Origin of the sequence: Acuticoccus sediminis, assembly GCF_003258595.1 — a bacterium.
In the GTDB taxonomy this organism is placed as follows: Bacteria; Pseudomonadota; Alphaproteobacteria; order Rhizobiales; family Amorphaceae; genus Acuticoccus; species Acuticoccus sediminis.
Genome location: NZ_QHHQ01000003.1, coordinates 531,734 through 548,253, shown reverse-complemented (window position 1 = coordinate 548,253; position 16,520 = coordinate 531,734). Strand labels below are relative to the sequence as shown.

15 protein-coding genes are annotated in these 16,520 nt (G+C 70.0%); 13 read left to right on the top strand and 2 right to left on the bottom strand.

The annotated features are described in order from the left end of the window. Positions 1-84 precede the first annotated feature (84 nt). The 11 genes from DLJ53_RS16835 (at position 85) to DLJ53_RS16785 (ending at position 12,296) form a co-directional block, all read left to right on the top strand. A complete protein-coding gene (locus tag DLJ53_RS16835) occupies positions 85-723 on the top strand; it encodes a DUF2291 family protein (RefSeq protein ID WP_162409281.1) in 639 nt (212 codons plus the stop codon). Then, positions 720-2,270: a sugar ABC transporter ATP-binding protein gene (locus DLJ53_RS16830; protein ID WP_111347348.1), complete on the top strand. Its 1,551-nt coding sequence runs from the start codon at positions 720-722 to the stop codon at positions 2,268-2,270. The genes DLJ53_RS16835 and DLJ53_RS16830 overlap by 4 nt, the downstream gene beginning before the upstream one ends. After that, complete coding sequence (locus DLJ53_RS16825; RefSeq protein ID WP_162409279.1) at positions 2,267-3,331, top strand: ABC transporter permease; 1,065 nt, start codon at positions 2,267-2,269, stop codon at positions 3,329-3,331. Before DLJ53_RS16830 ends, DLJ53_RS16825 begins: the two co-directional genes overlap by 4 nt. Continuing rightward, a complete protein-coding gene (locus DLJ53_RS16820; RefSeq protein ID WP_111347346.1) occupies positions 3,331-4,353 on the top strand; it encodes a Gfo/Idh/MocA family protein in 1,023 nt (340 codons plus the stop codon). Before DLJ53_RS16825 ends, DLJ53_RS16820 begins: the two co-directional genes overlap by 1 nt. Before the next feature lie 81 nt (positions 4,354-4,434). Next, the gene (locus tag DLJ53_RS16815) at positions 4,435-5,616 is read left to right on the top strand and encodes a ribulose-bisphosphate carboxylase large subunit family protein (RefSeq protein WP_111347856.1); all 1,182 of its coding nucleotides are present in this window, start codon (positions 4,435-4,437) and stop codon (positions 5,614-5,616) included. A gap of 4 nt (positions 5,617-5,620) precedes the next feature. After that, positions 5,621-7,003: a four-carbon acid sugar kinase family protein gene (locus tag DLJ53_RS16810; protein ID WP_111347345.1), complete on the top strand. Its 1,383-nt coding sequence runs from the start codon at positions 5,621-5,623 to the stop codon at positions 7,001-7,003. A gap of 38 nt (positions 7,004-7,041) precedes the next feature. Then, a complete protein-coding gene (gene nanR / locus DLJ53_RS16805; protein ID WP_226578089.1) occupies positions 7,042-7,767 on the top strand; it encodes a transcriptional regulator NanR in 726 nt (241 codons plus the stop codon). A 110-nt stretch (positions 7,768-7,877) separates the two neighbouring features. Continuing rightward, a complete protein-coding gene (locus DLJ53_RS16800) occupies positions 7,878-8,654 on the top strand; it encodes an HpcH/HpaI aldolase family protein (protein WP_111347341.1) in 777 nt (258 codons plus the stop codon). Further along, positions 8,654-9,703 (top strand): NAD(P)-dependent oxidoreductase, encoded by a 1,050-nt coding sequence (locus tag DLJ53_RS16795; RefSeq protein ID WP_111347340.1) that lies wholly within the window; start codon positions 8,654-8,656, stop codon positions 9,701-9,703. The genes DLJ53_RS16800 and DLJ53_RS16795 overlap by 1 nt, the downstream gene beginning before the upstream one ends. Positions 9,704-9,779: 76 nt before the next feature. Further along, positions 9,780-11,768: a D-apionate lactonase family protein gene (locus DLJ53_RS16790; RefSeq protein ID WP_146619987.1), complete on the top strand. Its 1,989-nt coding sequence runs from the start codon at positions 9,780-9,782 to the stop codon at positions 11,766-11,768. 69 nt (positions 11,769-11,837) lie between these two features. Continuing rightward, positions 11,838-12,296, top strand: a complete 459-nt coding sequence (locus DLJ53_RS16785; protein WP_111347336.1) for a MaoC family dehydratase — start codon at positions 11,838-11,840, stop codon at positions 12,294-12,296. Between the two features lie 124 nt (positions 12,297-12,420). On the opposite strand, the gene DLJ53_RS16780 is transcribed toward DLJ53_RS16785, so the two are convergent. Further along, entirely contained in the window at positions 12,421-13,122 is a 702-nt protein-coding gene (locus DLJ53_RS16780; RefSeq protein ID WP_111347335.1) for a glutathione S-transferase N-terminal domain-containing protein, read from the bottom strand. Between the two features lie 206 nt (positions 13,123-13,328). Between DLJ53_RS16780 and DLJ53_RS16775 the strand changes: the two genes are divergently transcribed. Next, positions 13,329-13,829 (top strand): DUF302 domain-containing protein, encoded by a 501-nt coding sequence (locus tag DLJ53_RS16775; protein WP_111347333.1) that lies wholly within the window; start codon positions 13,329-13,331, stop codon positions 13,827-13,829. A gap of 9 nt (positions 13,830-13,838) precedes the next feature. On the opposite strand, the gene DLJ53_RS16770 is transcribed toward DLJ53_RS16775, so the two are convergent. After that, complete coding sequence (locus DLJ53_RS16770; RefSeq protein ID WP_111347332.1) at positions 13,839-14,354, bottom strand: 2'-5' RNA ligase family protein; 516 nt, start codon at positions 14,352-14,354, stop codon at positions 13,839-13,841. A 338-nt stretch (positions 14,355-14,692) separates the two neighbouring features. Here DLJ53_RS16770 and aspS point away from each other — a divergent pair, with 338 nt between their 5' ends. Beyond that, positions 14,693-16,498 (top strand): aspartate--tRNA ligase, encoded by a 1,806-nt coding sequence (gene aspS / locus DLJ53_RS16765; RefSeq protein ID WP_111347330.1) that lies wholly within the window; start codon positions 14,693-14,695, stop codon positions 16,496-16,498. The last annotated feature ends 22 nt before the right edge of the window (positions 16,499-16,520 follow it).

The following is a 16,520-nucleotide window of genomic DNA, read 5'->3' as shown; positions in this document are numbered from 1 at the left end:
GGGTCCCGACGATCCGGCCGGCGGGCCAGCGACGCGATACCCCAAGCCCGAATGTCGAGAGGGACGGACGCCATGGATCGGAGCGTGCGACGAACAGGCCTTGCGCTGCTGCTGGCGCTGGGGCTCACCGGCTGCAAGTTCGTGGAGACGGCCGAGCTGACCGCCGCCGCCGAGGCCGCCGCGACCGCGCGCCAGGCGAAGACGGCGTCGCTCGACGACTGGTCCGGCAAGGTCCTGCCGCACATGCGTGATAAGGCGGTCCCCGTCGCCACCGTCGCCGCGGCGCTCGCCAGGGGCCTCGAGGACGCCGGCGCGCAGTACGGCTACCGCGAGGGCGGGGAGGGTACGCCCTTCAGCTACGCGGTGGTCGTCGACGGCAAGATCGTCGAGGCCAACACCGAGTCGCGCGCCGCGACCGCCGGCGTCGACACCGACGGCGACGGGGCGGCGGACGTCACGCTGCAGCTCGGCCCGGTGATCCGCGGCACCGCGATCCGCGACGTCCTGCCGTTCATCTCCTTCACCGACTTCGAGAACCAGATCGAATTCGCCCAGGTCGCCAAGGCCCTCAACACCGAAGCCTACGATACCGTGCTGGCCGACCTGCCACGCGACGCGCTCGTCGGCAGCACCGTGCACGCCATCGGCGCCGTCACCGTGCGCAAGGCCGGGGAGACGCTGCTCGTGACGCCGGTCGAGATCGGCATCGAGGCGGCGTCGTGAGCGAGGCGGGGGACATCGTCGTCTCGGTGCGCGGGGCGAGCAAGGTCTATCCGGGCACACGGGCGCTGGACCACGTGGACTTCGACGTGCGCCGCGGCATGGTCAATGTGCTGGTCGGCGAGAACGGGGCGGGCAAGTCGACCCTGATGAAGATCATCGCCGGGGTGGAGAAGCCGACCGAGGGCGAGGTGCTGGTCGACGGCACTCCGGTCCAGTTCGACAGCCCGGCGGACGCCGCCCGGCACGGCATCGGCATCGTCTTCCAGGAGCTGAACCTCTTCCCGAACCTCTCGATCGCCGAGAACATCTTCATCGGCCGCGAGAAGACGCGTGCGGGAATCGACATCGACGCCCGCCGCCAGCGGGAGATGGCGGCCGCACTGATGGCGAGGCTCGAGCACGACAACCCGCCCGACATGCCGGTCGCGGACCTGCGCATCGGCGAGCAGCAGATCGTCGAGATCGCCAAGGTGCTTTCCCAGGACGCGCGCGTCATCATCATGGACGAGCCGACGTCGGCGCTGTCGGCTGCGGAGGTGGAGATCCTTTTCCGCGTCATCGGCGAGCTGAAGGCCGCGGGGACGGCCATCGTCTACATCTCGCACCGCCTCGAGGAGCTGGTGCGGGTCGGCGACTGGATCACGGTGCTGCGCGACGGCAAGGTCACCGGCAGCCGGCCGATGGCCGAGGTCGACGTCGACTGGATCGTGCGCGCCATGATCGGCGCCCGCTCCAAGGACTTCGCCAAGACGGTCCAGCACGCGTTCGGCGGCACCGTCCTCGACGTCGACGGCATGACCCTGCCGCGCCGGGGCGGAGGCTACAAGGTCGACCACGTCTCGCTGACGCTCAGGGCGGGCGAGATCGTCGGGATCTACGGCCTCATGGGCGCCGGCCGGTCCGAGCTCTTCGACTGCATCATGGGCCGCGAGCATGCGGCCACCGGGAAGGTCGTTCTCGCCGGAAAGGACATCTCGGGACGCTCCATCCACGGCCGGATCGAGGCGGGTATCGCGCTCATCCCCGAGGACCGCAAGGCGGAGGGGCTCGTCCAGATCCTCCCCGTCTCGGAGAACATGAGCCTGTCGAGTCTCAACCGCTTCGTGCGCCTCTTCCACCTCGACGTCGGGGCGGAGAAGCGCACCATCGCCGACTACGTGCGCCGGCTCGCGGTGAAGGTGGCGGACGTCGCCAACCCGGTATCGTCGCTGTCGGGCGGGAACCAGCAGAAGGTCGTCATCGGCAAGGCGCTGATGACGGGGCCGAAGGTCCTCCTCATGGACGAGCCGTCGCGCGGCATCGACATCGGCGCCAAGGCCGAGGTCTTCCGCGTGATGCGCGAGCTTGCGGCGGAGGGGCTCGGCATCCTCTTCGTCACCTCCGACCTGCAGGAGGTGATGGAGCTGTCCGACCGCATCATCGTCATGTCCAACGGCAGGATCACCGGCGAGCTGTCCATCGCCGAGGCCGACGAGCCGACCATCGTGCGCCTGTCCTCCGTCGGCCACGGTCCCCACCACGCACCGATCGAGGAGAACGCCGCATGACGACCGGGACCATGGAGGCGGCGGGCGCCGGCCGGAACGTCAGCATCGGCATGCTGCTCCTCAAGGGGCGGACGTTCATCGCGCTGATCGCGGTCATCGTCTTCTTCTCGTTCGCCGCGCCGAACTTCCTGTCGCCGGCCAACCTCGTCATCATGTCCGAGCATGTGGCGCTGAACGCGTTCCTCGCCATCGGCATGACGTTCGTCATCATCACCGGCGGCATCGACCTTTCGGTCGGCTCCATCGTGGGGCTCTGCGGGATGGTGGCGGGCTACCTCGTGCTGAACGGGATCGACCTCGGCCCGGTCGGCTACACGGTGTTCTTCAACACCTACGAGATCGTCCTCATCACGCTCGGCGTCGGCATCCTCGTCGGTCTCGTCAACGGGCTGCTGATCACCAAGCTCAACGTGGCGCCGTTCATCGCGACGCTCGGCACGCTCTACGTGGCGCGGGGGCTGGCACTGCTGTCGTCGGACGGCGGCACCTTCCCGAACCTCTCGGGCAAGGAGGCGTACGGGACCGCGTCCTATCCGTGGATCGGCTCGGGCAACATCCTGGGGATCCCGTTCTCCATCTGGATGCTCATCGTCGTCGGCTGCCTCGCGGCGTACATCGCCCAGCGCACGCCCCTCGGGCGGCACATCTACGCGGTCGGCGGCAACGAGCGGGCCGCCGCGCTGTCGGGCGTGAAGGTCGATCGAGTCAAGCTCTTCGTCTACATGTTCTCGGGCTTCTGCGCGGCGATCGTCGGCATCGTCATCTCGTCCCAGCTCGTTGCCGCGCACCCTGCGACGGGCGAGACGTTCGAGCTCAACGCCATCGCGGCCGCGGTCCTCGGCGGCACGTCGATGTCGGGCGGGCGCGGGCGGATTGCCGGGACCATCGTCGGCGCCTTCGTCATCGGCATCCTCTCGGACGGGCTCGTGATGATGGGCGTCTCGTCGTTCTGGCAGACGGTGATCAAGGGCGTCGTCATCATCGCGGCCGTGGTCGTCGACCAGTTCCAGCAGCGCCTGCAGCAGCGCGCCGCCCTGCAGCGCCAGGCGGCGCTCGGCTGATGCTGAAGGGCGCGCTCATCGGCTGCGGCTACTTCGCCGAGAACCACCTCCACGCCTGGCGACAGGTGCCGGACGCGGCGATCGTCGCCCTGTGCGACACCGACCCGGCACGGCTCGCCGCCGCATCGCAGACGTTCAGCATTGGCCGGACCTACACCTCGCTGGAGGCGATGCTGGCGGCGGAGGCGCTCGATTTCGTCGACATCGCCACCGGGCCACGCACGCACCGCGCATTGGTGGAGGCGGTGGCGTCCCACGGCGGCATCGCGATCATCTGCCAGAAGCCCATCGCCCGGACGATGGCGGACGCCGAGGCGATGGTGGCGGCCTGCGCGGCCGCGGGCGTTCCTTTCGCCATCCACGAGAACTTCCGCTGGCAGACGCCCATCCGCGCGGTGAAGGCGGCGATGCAGGAGGGGGCGGTCGGCACACCTTTCTTCGGCCGCTGCTCCTTCCGCTCGGCCTTCGACGTCTATGCCCGCCAGCCCTACCTCGCGACGGACGAGCGCTTCATCGTCGAGGACCTCGGCATCCATATCCTCGACATCGCGCGGTTCCTGTTCGGCGAGGTGGCTCATCTGTCGGCGACGACGAAGCGGGTGAACCCGGCGATCCGCGCCGAGGACGTCGCCACCGTCCTGATGGGGCACGCGAACGGCGTCACCTCCGTCGTCGACTGCTCCTACGCCACCGCGCTGCCGCACGAGCGTTTCCCGCAGACGCTGGTGGAGGTGGACGGCAGCGAGGGCACGCTGCGCCTCGACGCCGACTATCGCCTGACGGTCCACCGCAGGGACGGCGGGACGACGGTGCGGGACGTTGCGCCCCGTCCCCTCGACTGGGCGGCGGCACCGGCGCACCTCATCCAGGAGAGCGTCCTCGCCTTCCAGCGGGATGCCGCCCGGTGCCTCGCCGAAGGGCGCCTGCCCGAGACTTCGGGGACCGACAACCTCAAGACGTTCGCGCTGGTCCAGGCGGTGTACCGTTCCGCCGAAGGACCGATGACGCGCGTGGAGCCATAGACCGTGACCACTCCCGAAGACCGCTTCGAGGCCGACTATATTCTGGAGACCACCGCCGACCCGGCCAGGGTCGCCGAGACAATGGCGGGCGAGCAGTCGAGCGGCACGTTCGTCTCCGTCCCCGGCGAGAGCGCCGAGCTGAAGGCCCGCTCGGCGGCCCGTGTCGTCTCCTGCGAGGTGATGGCGACGGACCTGCCGCAGTCGGTTCCCAGCGCGGGCGTCGACCCTGCGCGCCGGGCCTCGCGCGCCCGTGTCACGCTGTCCTGGCCGCTCGACAACATCGGCCCGTCGCTGCCGAACCTCGTCGCGACGGTCGCGGGCAATCTCTTCGAGCTGCGGCAGGTGGCGGGGCTCCGCCTCGAGGCGCTGCGGCTGCCGCCCGCCTTCGCCGAGGCCTATCCCGGCCCCGCCTTCGGGGTCGGCGGGACGCGGCGGCTCGCGGGGGTGGAGGCCGGACCGCTGATCGGCACCATCATCAAGCCCTCCATCGGCTTCGATCCCGCCCAGACGGCGGACCTCGTGGACACGCTCTGCGCCGCGGGGATCGACTTCGTGAAGGACGACGAGCTGCAGTCCGCCGGCCCGACCTGCCCGTTCGAGGCGCGCGTCGACGCCGTCATGCGGGCCGTCGACGCCCATGCCGACAGGACCGGCCGGAAGGTGATGGTCGCCTTCAACCTCACCGGCGACCTCGACGAGATGCGCCGCCGGCACGACCACGTCCTCGCCGCGGGCGGGACGTGCGTGATGGCGAGCCTCAACTCGGTCGGGATCGTCGGCATGGTGGAGTTGCGGCGCCACTCCGCGCTGCCGATCCATGCGCACCGCAACGGGTGGGGGTACCTGTCACGCCATCCCTCGCTCGGCTGGTCGTTCCCCGCGTGGTCGGCGCTCTGGCGGCTCGCCGGGGCGGACCACATGCACGTCAACGGCCTCGCCAACAAATTCGCCGAGGAGGACGGGAGTGTCATCGCGGCGGCCCGGTCGTGCGCCGAGCCGCTCGTCGACGGCGCGCCGATGACGGTGATGCCGGTGTTCTCCTCCGGTCAGACGGTGTGGCAGGCGGCGGGCACCTACGAGGCGCTGGGGACGGCGGACCTCATCCACTGCTCCGGCGGCGGGATCCTGGCGCATCCGGACGGGCCGGCGGCCGGCGTCCAGGCGCTGCGGCACGCGTGGGAGGCGGCGATTGCCGGTCGTCCCCTCGCCGATGCGGCCGCCACCGATCCCGCGCTCGCCGGCGCGATGACCCTGAAGGCGTGACGCGATGGCGAACCTCCCGCACCGCGTCCTGACCTTCTACGGCGACGACTTCACAGGCTCGTCCGCGGTGATGGAGGTGATGACCTTCGCGGGTCTGCCCACCGTCATGTTCCTGAAACCGCCGGACCCGGCCCACCTCGAACGGTTCGCCGACTATCGCGGCATCGGCGTTGCGAGCACCGCGCGGTCGATGGGGCCGGCGTGGATGGACGCGAACCTCCCGGAGGCGTTTGCCGCGCTGAAGGCGCTCGGCGCGCCGGTGAACCACTACAAGGTCTGCTCCACGTTCGACTCCGCCGCCGGGACCGGCTCTATCGGCCGTGCCATCGAGCTGGGCGCCGCGGCGTTCGGCCCGCGGGTCGTGCCGCTCGTGACGGCCGCGCCGGCGATCGGGCGCTGGCAGGCGTTCGGCAACCTCTTCGCCGCGTTCGGCGACGGCATCTTCCGCCTCGACCGGCATCCGGTGATGTCGCGCCATCCCGCGACGCCGATGCACGAGGCGGACCTCGCCCGCCACCTCGCCGCACAGACGGACTGGCCCGTCGGCCTCGTCGACCTCGTCTCGCTCAAGGCGGGCCGGGGCGGGGCCGCGCTCGAGGCGGCGCGGGAGGCCGGATCGCGGATCGTCTCGCTCGACGTCGTCGACGAGGAGACGCTGGCGGCGGTCGGGGAGGCGATGTGGCAGGAGGCGAGGGCGCACGGCCTCTTCGCGGCCGGCAGCCAGGGCGTCGAATATGCGCTGATCGCCCACTGGCGAGCGGCCGGCCTGCTGCCGCCGGCCGGGGCGACCGCCCCCGTCGCACCGGTAGAGCGGATGATCGCGGTGTCGGGCTCGGTGTCGCCGACGACCGCGGGCCAGATCGCCCACGCCGAGGCGAACGGGTTCCATATCGAGCCGCTCGACGTCGCCGCGACCGTCGACCCCGCGCGCTGGGAATGCGCGCTCGACGCGGCGTGCGATGCCGCGTCGGCGGCGATCGGCGCCGGACGCATCCCCCTCGTCGTCACCGCGCGGGGGCCGGACGACCCCGCCGTGGCGCGCTTCAACGCGGCTCTCGCCGAGACCGGGACAGACCGCGCGGAGGCGTCGGCGCGAATCGGGCGCGGGCTGGGGCGGATCGTGCGCGAGCTCGTCGCCGCGCATGGCCTCACGCGTGCCGTCATCAGCGGCGGCGACACCTCGGGCTACGCGACGTCGGAGCTGGGCGTCACGGCGCTCTCCGCCCTCGCGCCGCTCGCGCCGGGGGCTCCGCTCTGCCGCACCTACGCCGATGCGCCGGAGTTCGACGGGCTCGAACTCGCGCTCAAGGGGGGACAGATGGGTGCAAAAGACTTCTTCGTCGCGAGCACGGGTCGTATGACGCGAGCGGCGGGGCGCGTCGGATAGGCCGATGCCGGGCCGAGGCACATCAAGGGAGTAAGCCGGTGAACCGACGCTTGGGAGATGAGCCGGCCTCGGATCGCATCGTCCGTCGAAAGCTGTCCGATCAGGTCTTCGAGCGGTTGCACGCGATGATCGGCAGCGAGCTGAAGCCCGGCGACGTGCTCCCCTCCGAGCGCGACCTGATGGAGCGCTTCGGCGTCGGCCGTCCGGCGATCCGCGAGGCGCTGCAGTCGCTCCAGAACAAGGGCCTCATCACCATCGCCCATGGCGAGCGGAGCCGCGTCAACGTCCTCTCCACCGACCTTGCGGTCGAGCAGATGAACGAGGTGGCGCGGCTGCTGCTCTCCACCGAGCCGTCCAACCTCGACTACCTCAAGGAGGCGCGCCGGCTGTTCGAGACCGGCGTCGTCGGCATCGCCGCGCGCAATGCGACGGCCGAGGACGTCGCCGACCTGCGCAGCCTCGTCGGCGAGCAGGCGAGCCACCTCGGGGACGCGCCGGCGTTCGTGGCGGTCGACATGCGCTTCCACGTGCGCATCGCCGCGCTCACCGGGAATCCGATCATCGTCACGGTGAGCGATGCCATGCTGCGCTGGCTCTTCGAGTACCACCATTCGCTGCTGCACTGGTCCGGCAACGAGGACGTCACGCTCGCCGAGCACGCCCGGATCGTCGATCTCATCGAGGCGGGGGACGCCGACGGTGCCGTGGAGGCGATGCGCGCCCACCTCGACCGTTCCGACGCGCTCTACGTCCACCGAAGCTGAACCCTGCGCCCGCAGTGCTGCGCTTGTGAGGATTGGTATACTGGTATAATATCTTCGGAATATCACCGGTCACACAATAAACAAGAGCCGGAAACAGAGGGAGGGCAGCGTTGAGGGAACGCTCGCTCAAGGAAATGACCCGCGGCGGTCTCGCGGTCGGGCACTTTATCGTCGAATTCGCCACGCCGGGCATCGGGCATCTCATGAAGAATGCCGGATGTGACTTCGTGCTTTTCGACATGGAGCACTCGGGCTTCTCGCTCGAGACTGTGAAGAGCGCCGTGCGGTACATGGAGGCGGCGCGCCTGCCGATGATCGTGCGCTCGCCGTCGAAGGACACCCACCACATCGCCCGCGTGCTCGACATGGGCGCGGAGGGTATCATGATCCCGATGGTGAATTCCGGCGCCGAGGCGGCCGCGATCGTCGACGCGGTGAAGTACGCGCCCGACGGGCGGCGCGGCGTCGCCCTCGGCATCGCGCATGACGGGTACCGCGGGGGCGCGGTGCTGGAGAAGCTGGTCGCCGCCAACGTGCGCACCACCGTCTTCGCGCAGATCGAGACGGCTGAGGGGATCGAGAACGTCGAGGACATCGCCGCGACGCCGGGGGTGGACTGCCTCTGGGTTGGGCACTTCGACCTGTCCGCCTCCCTCGGCATTCCCGGCGAGTTCGAGCACGAGACCTTCAAGGCCGCCATCGCCCGCACCACCCGCGCCGCGCGCACGTACGGCAAGGCGACGGGCCGGCTGGTCCCGTCGGTGGAGGAGGCGGTCGCGCTGCACAAGGCGGGCTTCGACATGATCTGCTATTCCGGCGACGTGTGGATGTTCACCCAGGCGTTGAGCGCTGCGGTGAACGCCATACGCTCGGGGAGCGGGCGCTGATGCCCCGGCTGCGGGTCGCGCTGTCCGGCGACTTCCGCAATCCGGACGGCTCGCCGACCTTCCCCGACTTCGACCTGACCCCGCTGCTGACCGACCCCGGCATCGAGATGGTCTGGGTCGAGCCGGTGGACGGGGTGATGCCAGCGGCGGCGCTCGAGGGCTGCCACGGGCTGATCCTCCTCGCGCCGCGCTTCCTGGCGCGGTCGATCCCATCGTCCGGTTCGCTGATGGCGGTCGCCCGGTTCGGCGTCGGCTACGACAACGTGGACGTCTCGGCCTGCACCGAGGCGGGGATCGCCGTCGTCATCACGCCGTCAGGAGTGCGGCGGCCGGTGGCGGTGTCGGTGATCACCTTCATGCTGGCGCTCACTCAGAAGCTTCTCATCAAGGATCGCCTTGCGCGGGGCGGGCCCGAGGGCTGGGCCGCGCGGGTCGACCATATGGGGACGGGCCTCGTGGGCAAGACGCTGGGCCAGCTCGGGCTCGGCAACATCGGCGCGGAGGTATTCCGCCTCGCGGCCCCGTTCGACATGAGGTTCATTGCCCACGACCCCTATGCGGATCCCGAGGAGGCCAGTCGACTGGGCGTCGAGCTGGTCGGCCTGGAGGACGTCTTCCGCCGGTCCGACGTCCTTTCCGTCTCGATCCCGCTGTCGGAGGCGACGCGGCATCTCGTCAACGCCGAGCGGTTGGCGCTGATGAAACCGGGCGCGTTCCTGATCAACACCGCCCGTGGCCCGATCGTCGACCAGCGCGCGCTTTACGAGGCGCTGGAGGGCGGGGTCATCGCAGGCGCGGGCCTCGACGTCTTCGAGATCGAGCCGGCGCCGGCGGACGAGCCGCTGTTCCGGCTGGACAACGTGATCACGGCCCCCCACGCGCTCTGCTGGACGGACGAGTGCTTCGCCGGGAACGGTGCGGCCGACGTCGCGGCGATGAAGGCGCTCGCCGCCGGGAAGGCGCCTGAGGGCGTGGTCAACCGGCCGGTGCTCGACAGTCCGTCATTCCGCGAGCGCCTCGCCGCCTTCGCCGGGGGCGCCCGGCCCTGACGGTCCCGCCGCGCACCGCGTCGCCACACCGGCGGCGCCCAATCCCCACGAAGATCCGTCGACAATGGAGCCCCTGATGATCGACGCCACCGTGGAGGTGTCCCCCGCCATCGCGCGGTTCGGCACCGACGAGCCCGTCGCGCCCATGCGGACCCTCAGGGCTGGTGTCCTGGAGGCGCGGCTCGACGGAGGGAACCTGCGCGGCATCCGCATCGGCGGTGTCGAGGCGATCCGTGCGGTGGCGTTCCTGTCGCGCGACCGGAGCTGGGGCACCTTCGACGCGGCCGTCGAGGACCTAGCCGTGGACGAGCGGCCGGACGGCTTCACCGTCACCTACAGGGCGCGGATCGGGGATGCGGCGCAGTCGCTGGCCTATCGCGCAAGGATCGAGGGGCGGGCGGATGGCAGCCTGTCCTTCACCGCCGATGGGGAGCCCGAGACCGACTTCGTCACGGCGCGTACTGGCTTCGTGGTGCTCCACCCGTTGAACGGCGTGGTCGGCGAGCCGGTCACGATCGAGCACACGGACGGTAGCGTGACGGAGAGCCGCTTCCCGGTGGAGATCGATCCGGCCTGTCCGTTCCAGGATATCCGCTCGGTGAGGCACGAGGTTCTGCCGGGTGTCTCGGTGACGTGCCGGATGGAGGGGGACGCGTACGAGATGGAGGACCACCGGAACTGGCTGGACGCCTCCTTCAAGACCTATATCCGCCCCCTCGCCAAGCCGTGGCCGTACACGATGGCGCGGGGCGAACCCTTCGCGCAGAGCGTCACGCTCACGGTGGACGGCCGTCCCGGTCCGGCAGCGGCGGCAGGGGGCGGGCCGGTCACGGCGTCGATCGGCGGCCCGTCCGGGTCGCGGATGCCGCGCCTCGGTCTGGCGGTCCCGGCGCAGTGGGTGGGGGCGGCCCGGGTGCGCGCGCATCTGCTCGCCCGGGCCGCGCCGGGCTTCCTGGTCTGTCACTTCGACCCGCGCGCCGGGCACGATCGGGCGACCGTCGCCGAGTATGCCGCGCTCGGCCGCGCCGTCGGCGCGCCTCTCGTACTGGAGGCGGTGGTGCCGTGCCTCGACCGGACCGGTCGCCCGATGGACGATCCCGCCGTGCTGGAGCGCGACATGAGCACCATCGCCGCGGCGGCGAAGGGCTACACCTTCGAGCGCGTCGCCGTCACGCCGTCGTGCGACCTGAAGTCGACGACGCCCGGAGCGGTCTACCCGCCGGCACCCGGCTGGGAGCGGCTCGCGGAGGCGGCGAGGAAGGCCTTTCCGGGCGTGCCGGTCGGCGGCGGCATGTTCGCCTACTTCACGGAGCTCAACCGCAAGCGGCCGCCACGCGGGCTCTTCGACTTCGTCGGCCACTCCGGGGCGCCGATCGTCCACGCCGGGGACGACGAGAGCCTGATGGAGACGCTCGAGACGCTGCCGTCGGTCTTCGCCAGCGTTCGCGCCTTCAAGGGGGAGACGCCCTACTGGATCTACCCCGTCGCGGTGTCGATGCGGATGAACCCCTATGGCGACGTCCCGGTGGAAAACCCGCGCAATGTGCGGCAGGCGATGAACCGCGTCGACCCGCGCGACCGCTCCCTCCTCGGCGCCGCCTGGTATGCGGGATACCTCGCGGAGGCGGCGAGGGGCGGCGTGGACGCGGTGACGCTGGCGGCGGTGGCGGGCCCCTCGGGGATCGTCAACGTGCCGAGCGAGGGCGCGCGGCCCTATTTCGACGAGGCGGACGCGGCGGTGATGCCGAGCTGGCACGTCGCGGCCCTCGGCGCGTCCCTCGCCGGCCGTCCGGTGCTGAAGGCGCGGAGCGACCGTCCGTCCGCGGTCAAGGCGCTCGCCGTGGACGAGGGGAACGCCATCGGGCTGGTCCTCGTCAACCTCACGGGCGAGACCGTCACCGTCGCGCTGCCGGAGGTCGCGGCGCCGCTGTCCGGCTTCGTGCTGGACGAAGCGAGTTTCGCCACGGCGTGCCGTCGTGCCGAGCCGCTGGCCGAGGCGCCGGTCGCGACGCCGCTCGTCCTGAAGCCCTATGCGCTCGCGCGGCTGCGGGTCCCGAAGGGATAGGGTTATGACGCGGGAGTGCTTGCTCCGGGCGACGGCTCAGGTACGACGTCGGCCGACAGGAGGAACCATATGGCTGGCGTCTATTTCGATGAGCTCACCGTGGGGCAGGTGTTCCACCACCCGCTGAAGCGCACCATCACGGAGGCGGACAACGTCTTCTTCACCGCGCTGACGCACAATCCGGCGCTGCTGCATCTGGACGAGGAATACTGCCGGACGGAGACCGAGTTCGGACAGCGCATCGTCAATTCGTGCTTCACGCTGGGGCTGATGGTGGGGATCTCGGTGGGCGACACGACCCTCGGCACCGCTGTCGCCAACCTCGGCTGGGACGAGGTGCGTTTCCCCAAGCCGCTGTTCCATGGCGACACGATCCGCGTGGAGACGGAGGTCATCGAGCTGCGGGAGAGCAAGTCGCGTCCGAACCAGGGCATCGTGACGTTCCTGCACCGGGCGTACAACCAGAAGGGCGAGCTTGTCGCCTCCTGCAAGCGCTCCGGTCTTCAGCTGAAGCGCCCGCAGGGCTGAGCGGCGCGCCGACCGTCGTTTCGCGAACTGCTTCCGGACGTCGGGCCGTGTGACGGATCGAGCGCGAGGGGGAGCGTCCCCCTCGCGGCCGAGGGAGCGGCCTCCGCCGGCCTCCCGGTGGCGCCTACTGTGCGCGCTGGCCGAACAGGACCGACTGGGCGTTCTTGTCGCTGGCGAGATTCCAGTTGGCGCGGGCCTCCTGGCCGAGTGCCATCCCTCGCTGCACGGCCGGGCGGGCCTTCACGGCGGCGAGCCAGCGCTTCACGTTCGGGAACTCCTCGATGTCCATCTGCTGGCGCTCCCAGCCGTTGGCCCAGCCGACGCAGGCCATGTCGGCGATGGAGTAGTCGCCGGCGATGAACTCGCGGCCCTGGAGACGCTTGTTGAGCACGCCGTAGAGGCGGTGCGTCTCGTCCGTATAGCGCTTCTTGGCGTAGGGCAGGTCTTCGGGGGCGTAGACGTTGAAGTGGTGGTTCTGGCCGAGCATCGGGCCGAACCCGCCCATCTGCCACATGAGCCACTCCTCGACCTCGACGCGCTTGCGCTCGTCGTCGGTGGGATAGAACTGGCCGAACTTGCGCCCAAGGTAGAGAAGGATCGCACCGGACTCGAAGACCGAGATCTCCTTGCCGCCGGGGCCGTCGTGGTCGACGATCGCGGGCATCCGGTTGTTCGGCGAGATGGCGAGGAAGTCCGGCTTGAACTGGTCGCCGGCGCCGATGTTGACGTAGATGGTGTTGTAGGGGGCGCCGACCTCTTCGAGGTAGATCGAGACTTTGTAGCCGTTCGGGGTCGGCCAGTAGTATAGATCGATGGGTTTGGTCATGTGTCCCTCTTCGCGCCGCCGTCCGGTCTGCAGCGGCGGTGGTTCCCCGCGACATGGTGCGTTGGGGGTCCAGCGGCAATGCGTGCCATGTCAACTATTCAGACCATTCTCCGCCCTCGCGCAACTGTGCATTTCGGCCGGTCGCCGCGCCGGGCCACAATCCGGGCCACCGAGGACCGGGGTCCTCGTTCCGCAGGAGGTTGGCGATGAAGTTCCAAACCATTGTATTGGCGGGATGTCTGGGTATCGCGGCGTTGGCGCCGCTGACGGCGCCGGCGACGGCGGACAGCGTGCTCGGCTCGCCCGACGGGTGGTACGTGGTCGAGACCGACAAGGACTACGCGACGCTTCTCAACGACCTCAAGGAGGCCGTGAAGGCCAACAAGATGGCGGTCGTCACGGAGGCGGGGCCGACGGAGGTGGCGGCCCAGCGGGGCGCGACGATCCCGGGCAACCGCGTCGTGGGCGTGTTCCGGAACGACTATGCGGTGTCGATCATCGAACTCGTGCCGGCGGCGATGATCGAGGCGCCGATCCGCATCATGGTGATGGAGGAGCCGGACGGAACGGCGACGCTCGCCTACGCCACCCCGACGACGGTGTTCGCGCCGTACATGGCCGACGGCGGCGGCGAGCTCGAGGAACTGGCCGCGAGCCTCGACGAAATCTTCGCCGACATCGTGGCCGACGCGTCGCGCGACGACTGACAGGATAACTCAGCGCCGCCCGAAGGCGACGGCGGCGAGCGGCGCCCACGGACCGCCGCGATAGTGCCAGAGCTGCAGACCCTCTGCGGTCGCCGTGAAGGGCGTGAAGGTGCGTTCCAGCTCGGCACGCGTCGCGCGGGCCGTCTCGGGGGTCACCTTGTTCTGCACCGTGACATGGGGGCGGAAGGCCTCGCGGTCCTGCCGGGTCAGCCACGGGTCGAAGCGCTTCGCGAGATCGCTCCGGAGCGCGACGAGCGGCGCGGAGGAGAGGCGGTAGGCGACGCCGCGCCCGAGCGACAGGAGCCCTTCGACCGCGACGGGGAAGCGGGGACGCGCCGCGACCGTGCCGATGGCGCGCATCACCGGGTCCTCCTCGGCGCCGGGGAGGGCGTGGAACAGGGTGAGGTGCGCCGGGACGCGGTTGATCGCGGCGGGAAAGTACGTGCGGCGCTGCGTCTCGAAGAAGGTGGCGGCGGGCTCGTCGAACTGCAGGGTGACGATGATCGGCGCCCTATCGGTTTCCATCTGACACTCCTCGCACCGATTCCCGCCGCTTGAGACTATCGCGTCGGGCGCGAACGTGCAGGGGGCGGCGCGCGGACGCCGGCCGCGGCGGCGAGTGGCCGGGGACTATCACGGCCGATCGGGAGAGGCCGCGCGGGCGCTCCGTTCCCAGGCTCCCGCGCGCGACCGGTTCCGCGTGCGCTCGACAGGAGCGCGGACGCCCGGGCGGCAACGCCGCGAGGACCCGGCGAGCCTTGCAAGAGGCGGGTGCGAGGGGGTGCGTCTCGATCCGGCGGGTTGACAGGCGGGCTGCAACCCCGGAAATGCCGGGCCATACAGATCCTGCAAAAGGCCCCATCATGCACCGCTATCGCTCCCACACGTGCGCCGACCTTCGCGCCGGTGATGCCGGCTCGAATGTGCGCCTGTCCGGTTGGGTGCACCGTGTGCGCGACCACGGCGGCATCATCTTCATCGACCTGCGCGACCACTACGGCATCACCCAGGTGGTGATCGACCCGGATTCGTCCGCCTTCAAGACCGGCGAGACCGTTCGCGCCGAGTGGGTGATCAAGATCGACGGCGAGGTGAAGCAGCGCGCCGCCGACCTCGTGAACGCGAAGCTGCCGACCGGCGAGGTCGAGGTGTTCGCGCGCGACATCGAGGTTCTCTCGACCGCGCCCGAGCTGCCGCTGCCGATCTTCGGCGAGCCGGACTATCCGGAGGAGATCCGCCTCAAGTACCGCTTCCTGGACCTGCGCCGCGAGACGATCCACAACGATATCGTGAAGCGTTCCAGGATCATCTCGTCGATCCGCCGGCGGATGGTGGAGCAGGGCTTCACCGAGTTCCAGACGCCGATCCTGACGGCTTCCTCGCCGGAAGGGGCGCGCGACTTTCTCGTGCCGTCGCGCCTGCACCCGGGCAAGTTCTACGCGCTGCCGCAGGCACCGCAGCAGTTCAAGCAGCTCTGCATGATCGCCGGCTTCGACCGGTACTTCCAGATCGCGCCGTGCTTCCGTGACGAGGACGCGCGCGCCGACCGCTCGCCGGGCGAGTTCTACCAGCTCGACGTGGAGATGAGCTTCGTCGAGCAGGAGGACGTGTTCCAGGCGGTGGAGCCGGTGCTGCGCGGCCTGTTCGAGGAGTTCGCCGAGGGCAAGCCGGTCACGCCGACCTTCCCGCGCATCAAGTACAAGGACTCGATGGCGAAGTACGGCTCGGACAAGCCGGACCTCCGCAACCCGATCGAGATGGCCGACGTCACCGAGCACTTCGACGGCTCGGGCTTCAAGGTCTTCGCCGGCATGATCGCGTCGGACCCGAAGGTGCGGGTGTGGGCGATCCCCGCGCCGGGTGGCGGCTCGCGCTCCTTCTGCGACCGGATGAACTCCTGGGCGCAGTCGGAGGGGCAGAAGGGCCTCGGCTACATCTTCTGGCGTATCCCCGAGGGCGGCGGCGAGACGGAGGCCGCCGGCCCCATCGCGAAGAACATCGGGCCGGAGCGCACCGAGTCGATGCGCAAGCAGCTCGGCCTGAAGGAAGGCGACGCGGTGTTCTTCGTCGCCGGCAAGCCGGACCAGTTCGTCCAGTTCGCCGGTCAGGCGCGCCTCAAGGTCGGCCGCGACCTGCAGGAGCTCTCGGGCGGCACGTTCATGAACGAGGACCAGTTCGCGTTCTGCTGGATCGTCGACTTCCCGATGTTCGAGTGGGACGAGGACAACAAGAAGGTCGACTTCTCCCACAACCCGTTCTCGATGCCGCAGGGCGGCCTCGAGGCGCTGGAGACCAAGGACCCGCTCACGATCGACGCGTTCCAGTACGACATCGTGTGCAACGGCATCGAGCTGTCGTCGGGTGCGATCCGGAACCACAAGCCGGAGATCATGAAGAAGGCGTTCGCCATCGCCGGCTACGACGAGCAGGTGCTGCACGACAAGTTCGGCGGCATGCTCTCGGCGCTGCAGTACGGCGCGCCTCCGCACGGCGGCATCGCGCCGGGCATCGACCGCATCGTCATGCTGCTGTGCGGCCGTGAGAACCTGCGCGACGTGACGCTGTTCCCGATGAACCAGCGGGCCGAGGACCTGATGATGGGCGCCCCGTCCGAGGTGACGCCGGCGCAGCTCCGCGAGCTGCACATCCGCCTCAACCTGCCGAACTGACCGGCGGGCGCCCCGGGCGCGC

Coding starts and splice junctions, on each gene's coding strand:
- DLJ53_RS16825 (WP_162409279.1), top strand. CDS start 2,267: ATGACGACCGGGACCATGGAGGCGGCGGGCGCCGGCCGGAACGTCAGC.
- DLJ53_RS16820 (WP_111347346.1), top strand. CDS start 3,331: ATGCTGAAGGGCGCGCTCATCGGCTGCGGCTACTTCGCCGAGAACCAC.
- DLJ53_RS16815 (WP_111347856.1), top strand. CDS start 4,435: ATGGCGGGCGAGCAGTCGAGCGGCACGTTCGTCTCCGTCCCCGGCGAG.
- DLJ53_RS16810 (WP_111347345.1), top strand. CDS start 5,621: ATGGCGAACCTCCCGCACCGCGTCCTGACCTTCTACGGCGACGACTTC.
- DLJ53_RS16795 (WP_111347340.1), top strand. CDS start 8,654: ATGCCCCGGCTGCGGGTCGCGCTGTCCGGCGACTTCCGCAATCCGGAC.
- DLJ53_RS16790 (WP_146619987.1), top strand. CDS start 9,780: ATGATCGACGCCACCGTGGAGGTGTCCCCCGCCATCGCGCGGTTCGGC.
- DLJ53_RS16785 (WP_111347336.1), top strand. CDS start 11,838: ATGGCTGGCGTCTATTTCGATGAGCTCACCGTGGGGCAGGTGTTCCAC.
- DLJ53_RS16780 (WP_111347335.1), bottom strand. CDS start 13,122: ATGACCAAACCCATCGATCTATACTACTGGCCGACCCCGAACGGCTAC.
- DLJ53_RS16775 (WP_111347333.1), top strand. CDS start 13,329: ATGAAGTTCCAAACCATTGTATTGGCGGGATGTCTGGGTATCGCGGCG.
- DLJ53_RS16770 (WP_111347332.1), bottom strand. CDS start 14,354: ATGGAAACCGATAGGGCGCCGATCATCGTCACCCTGCAGTTCGACGAG.
- aspS (WP_111347330.1), top strand. CDS start 14,693: ATGCACCGCTATCGCTCCCACACGTGCGCCGACCTTCGCGCCGGTGAT.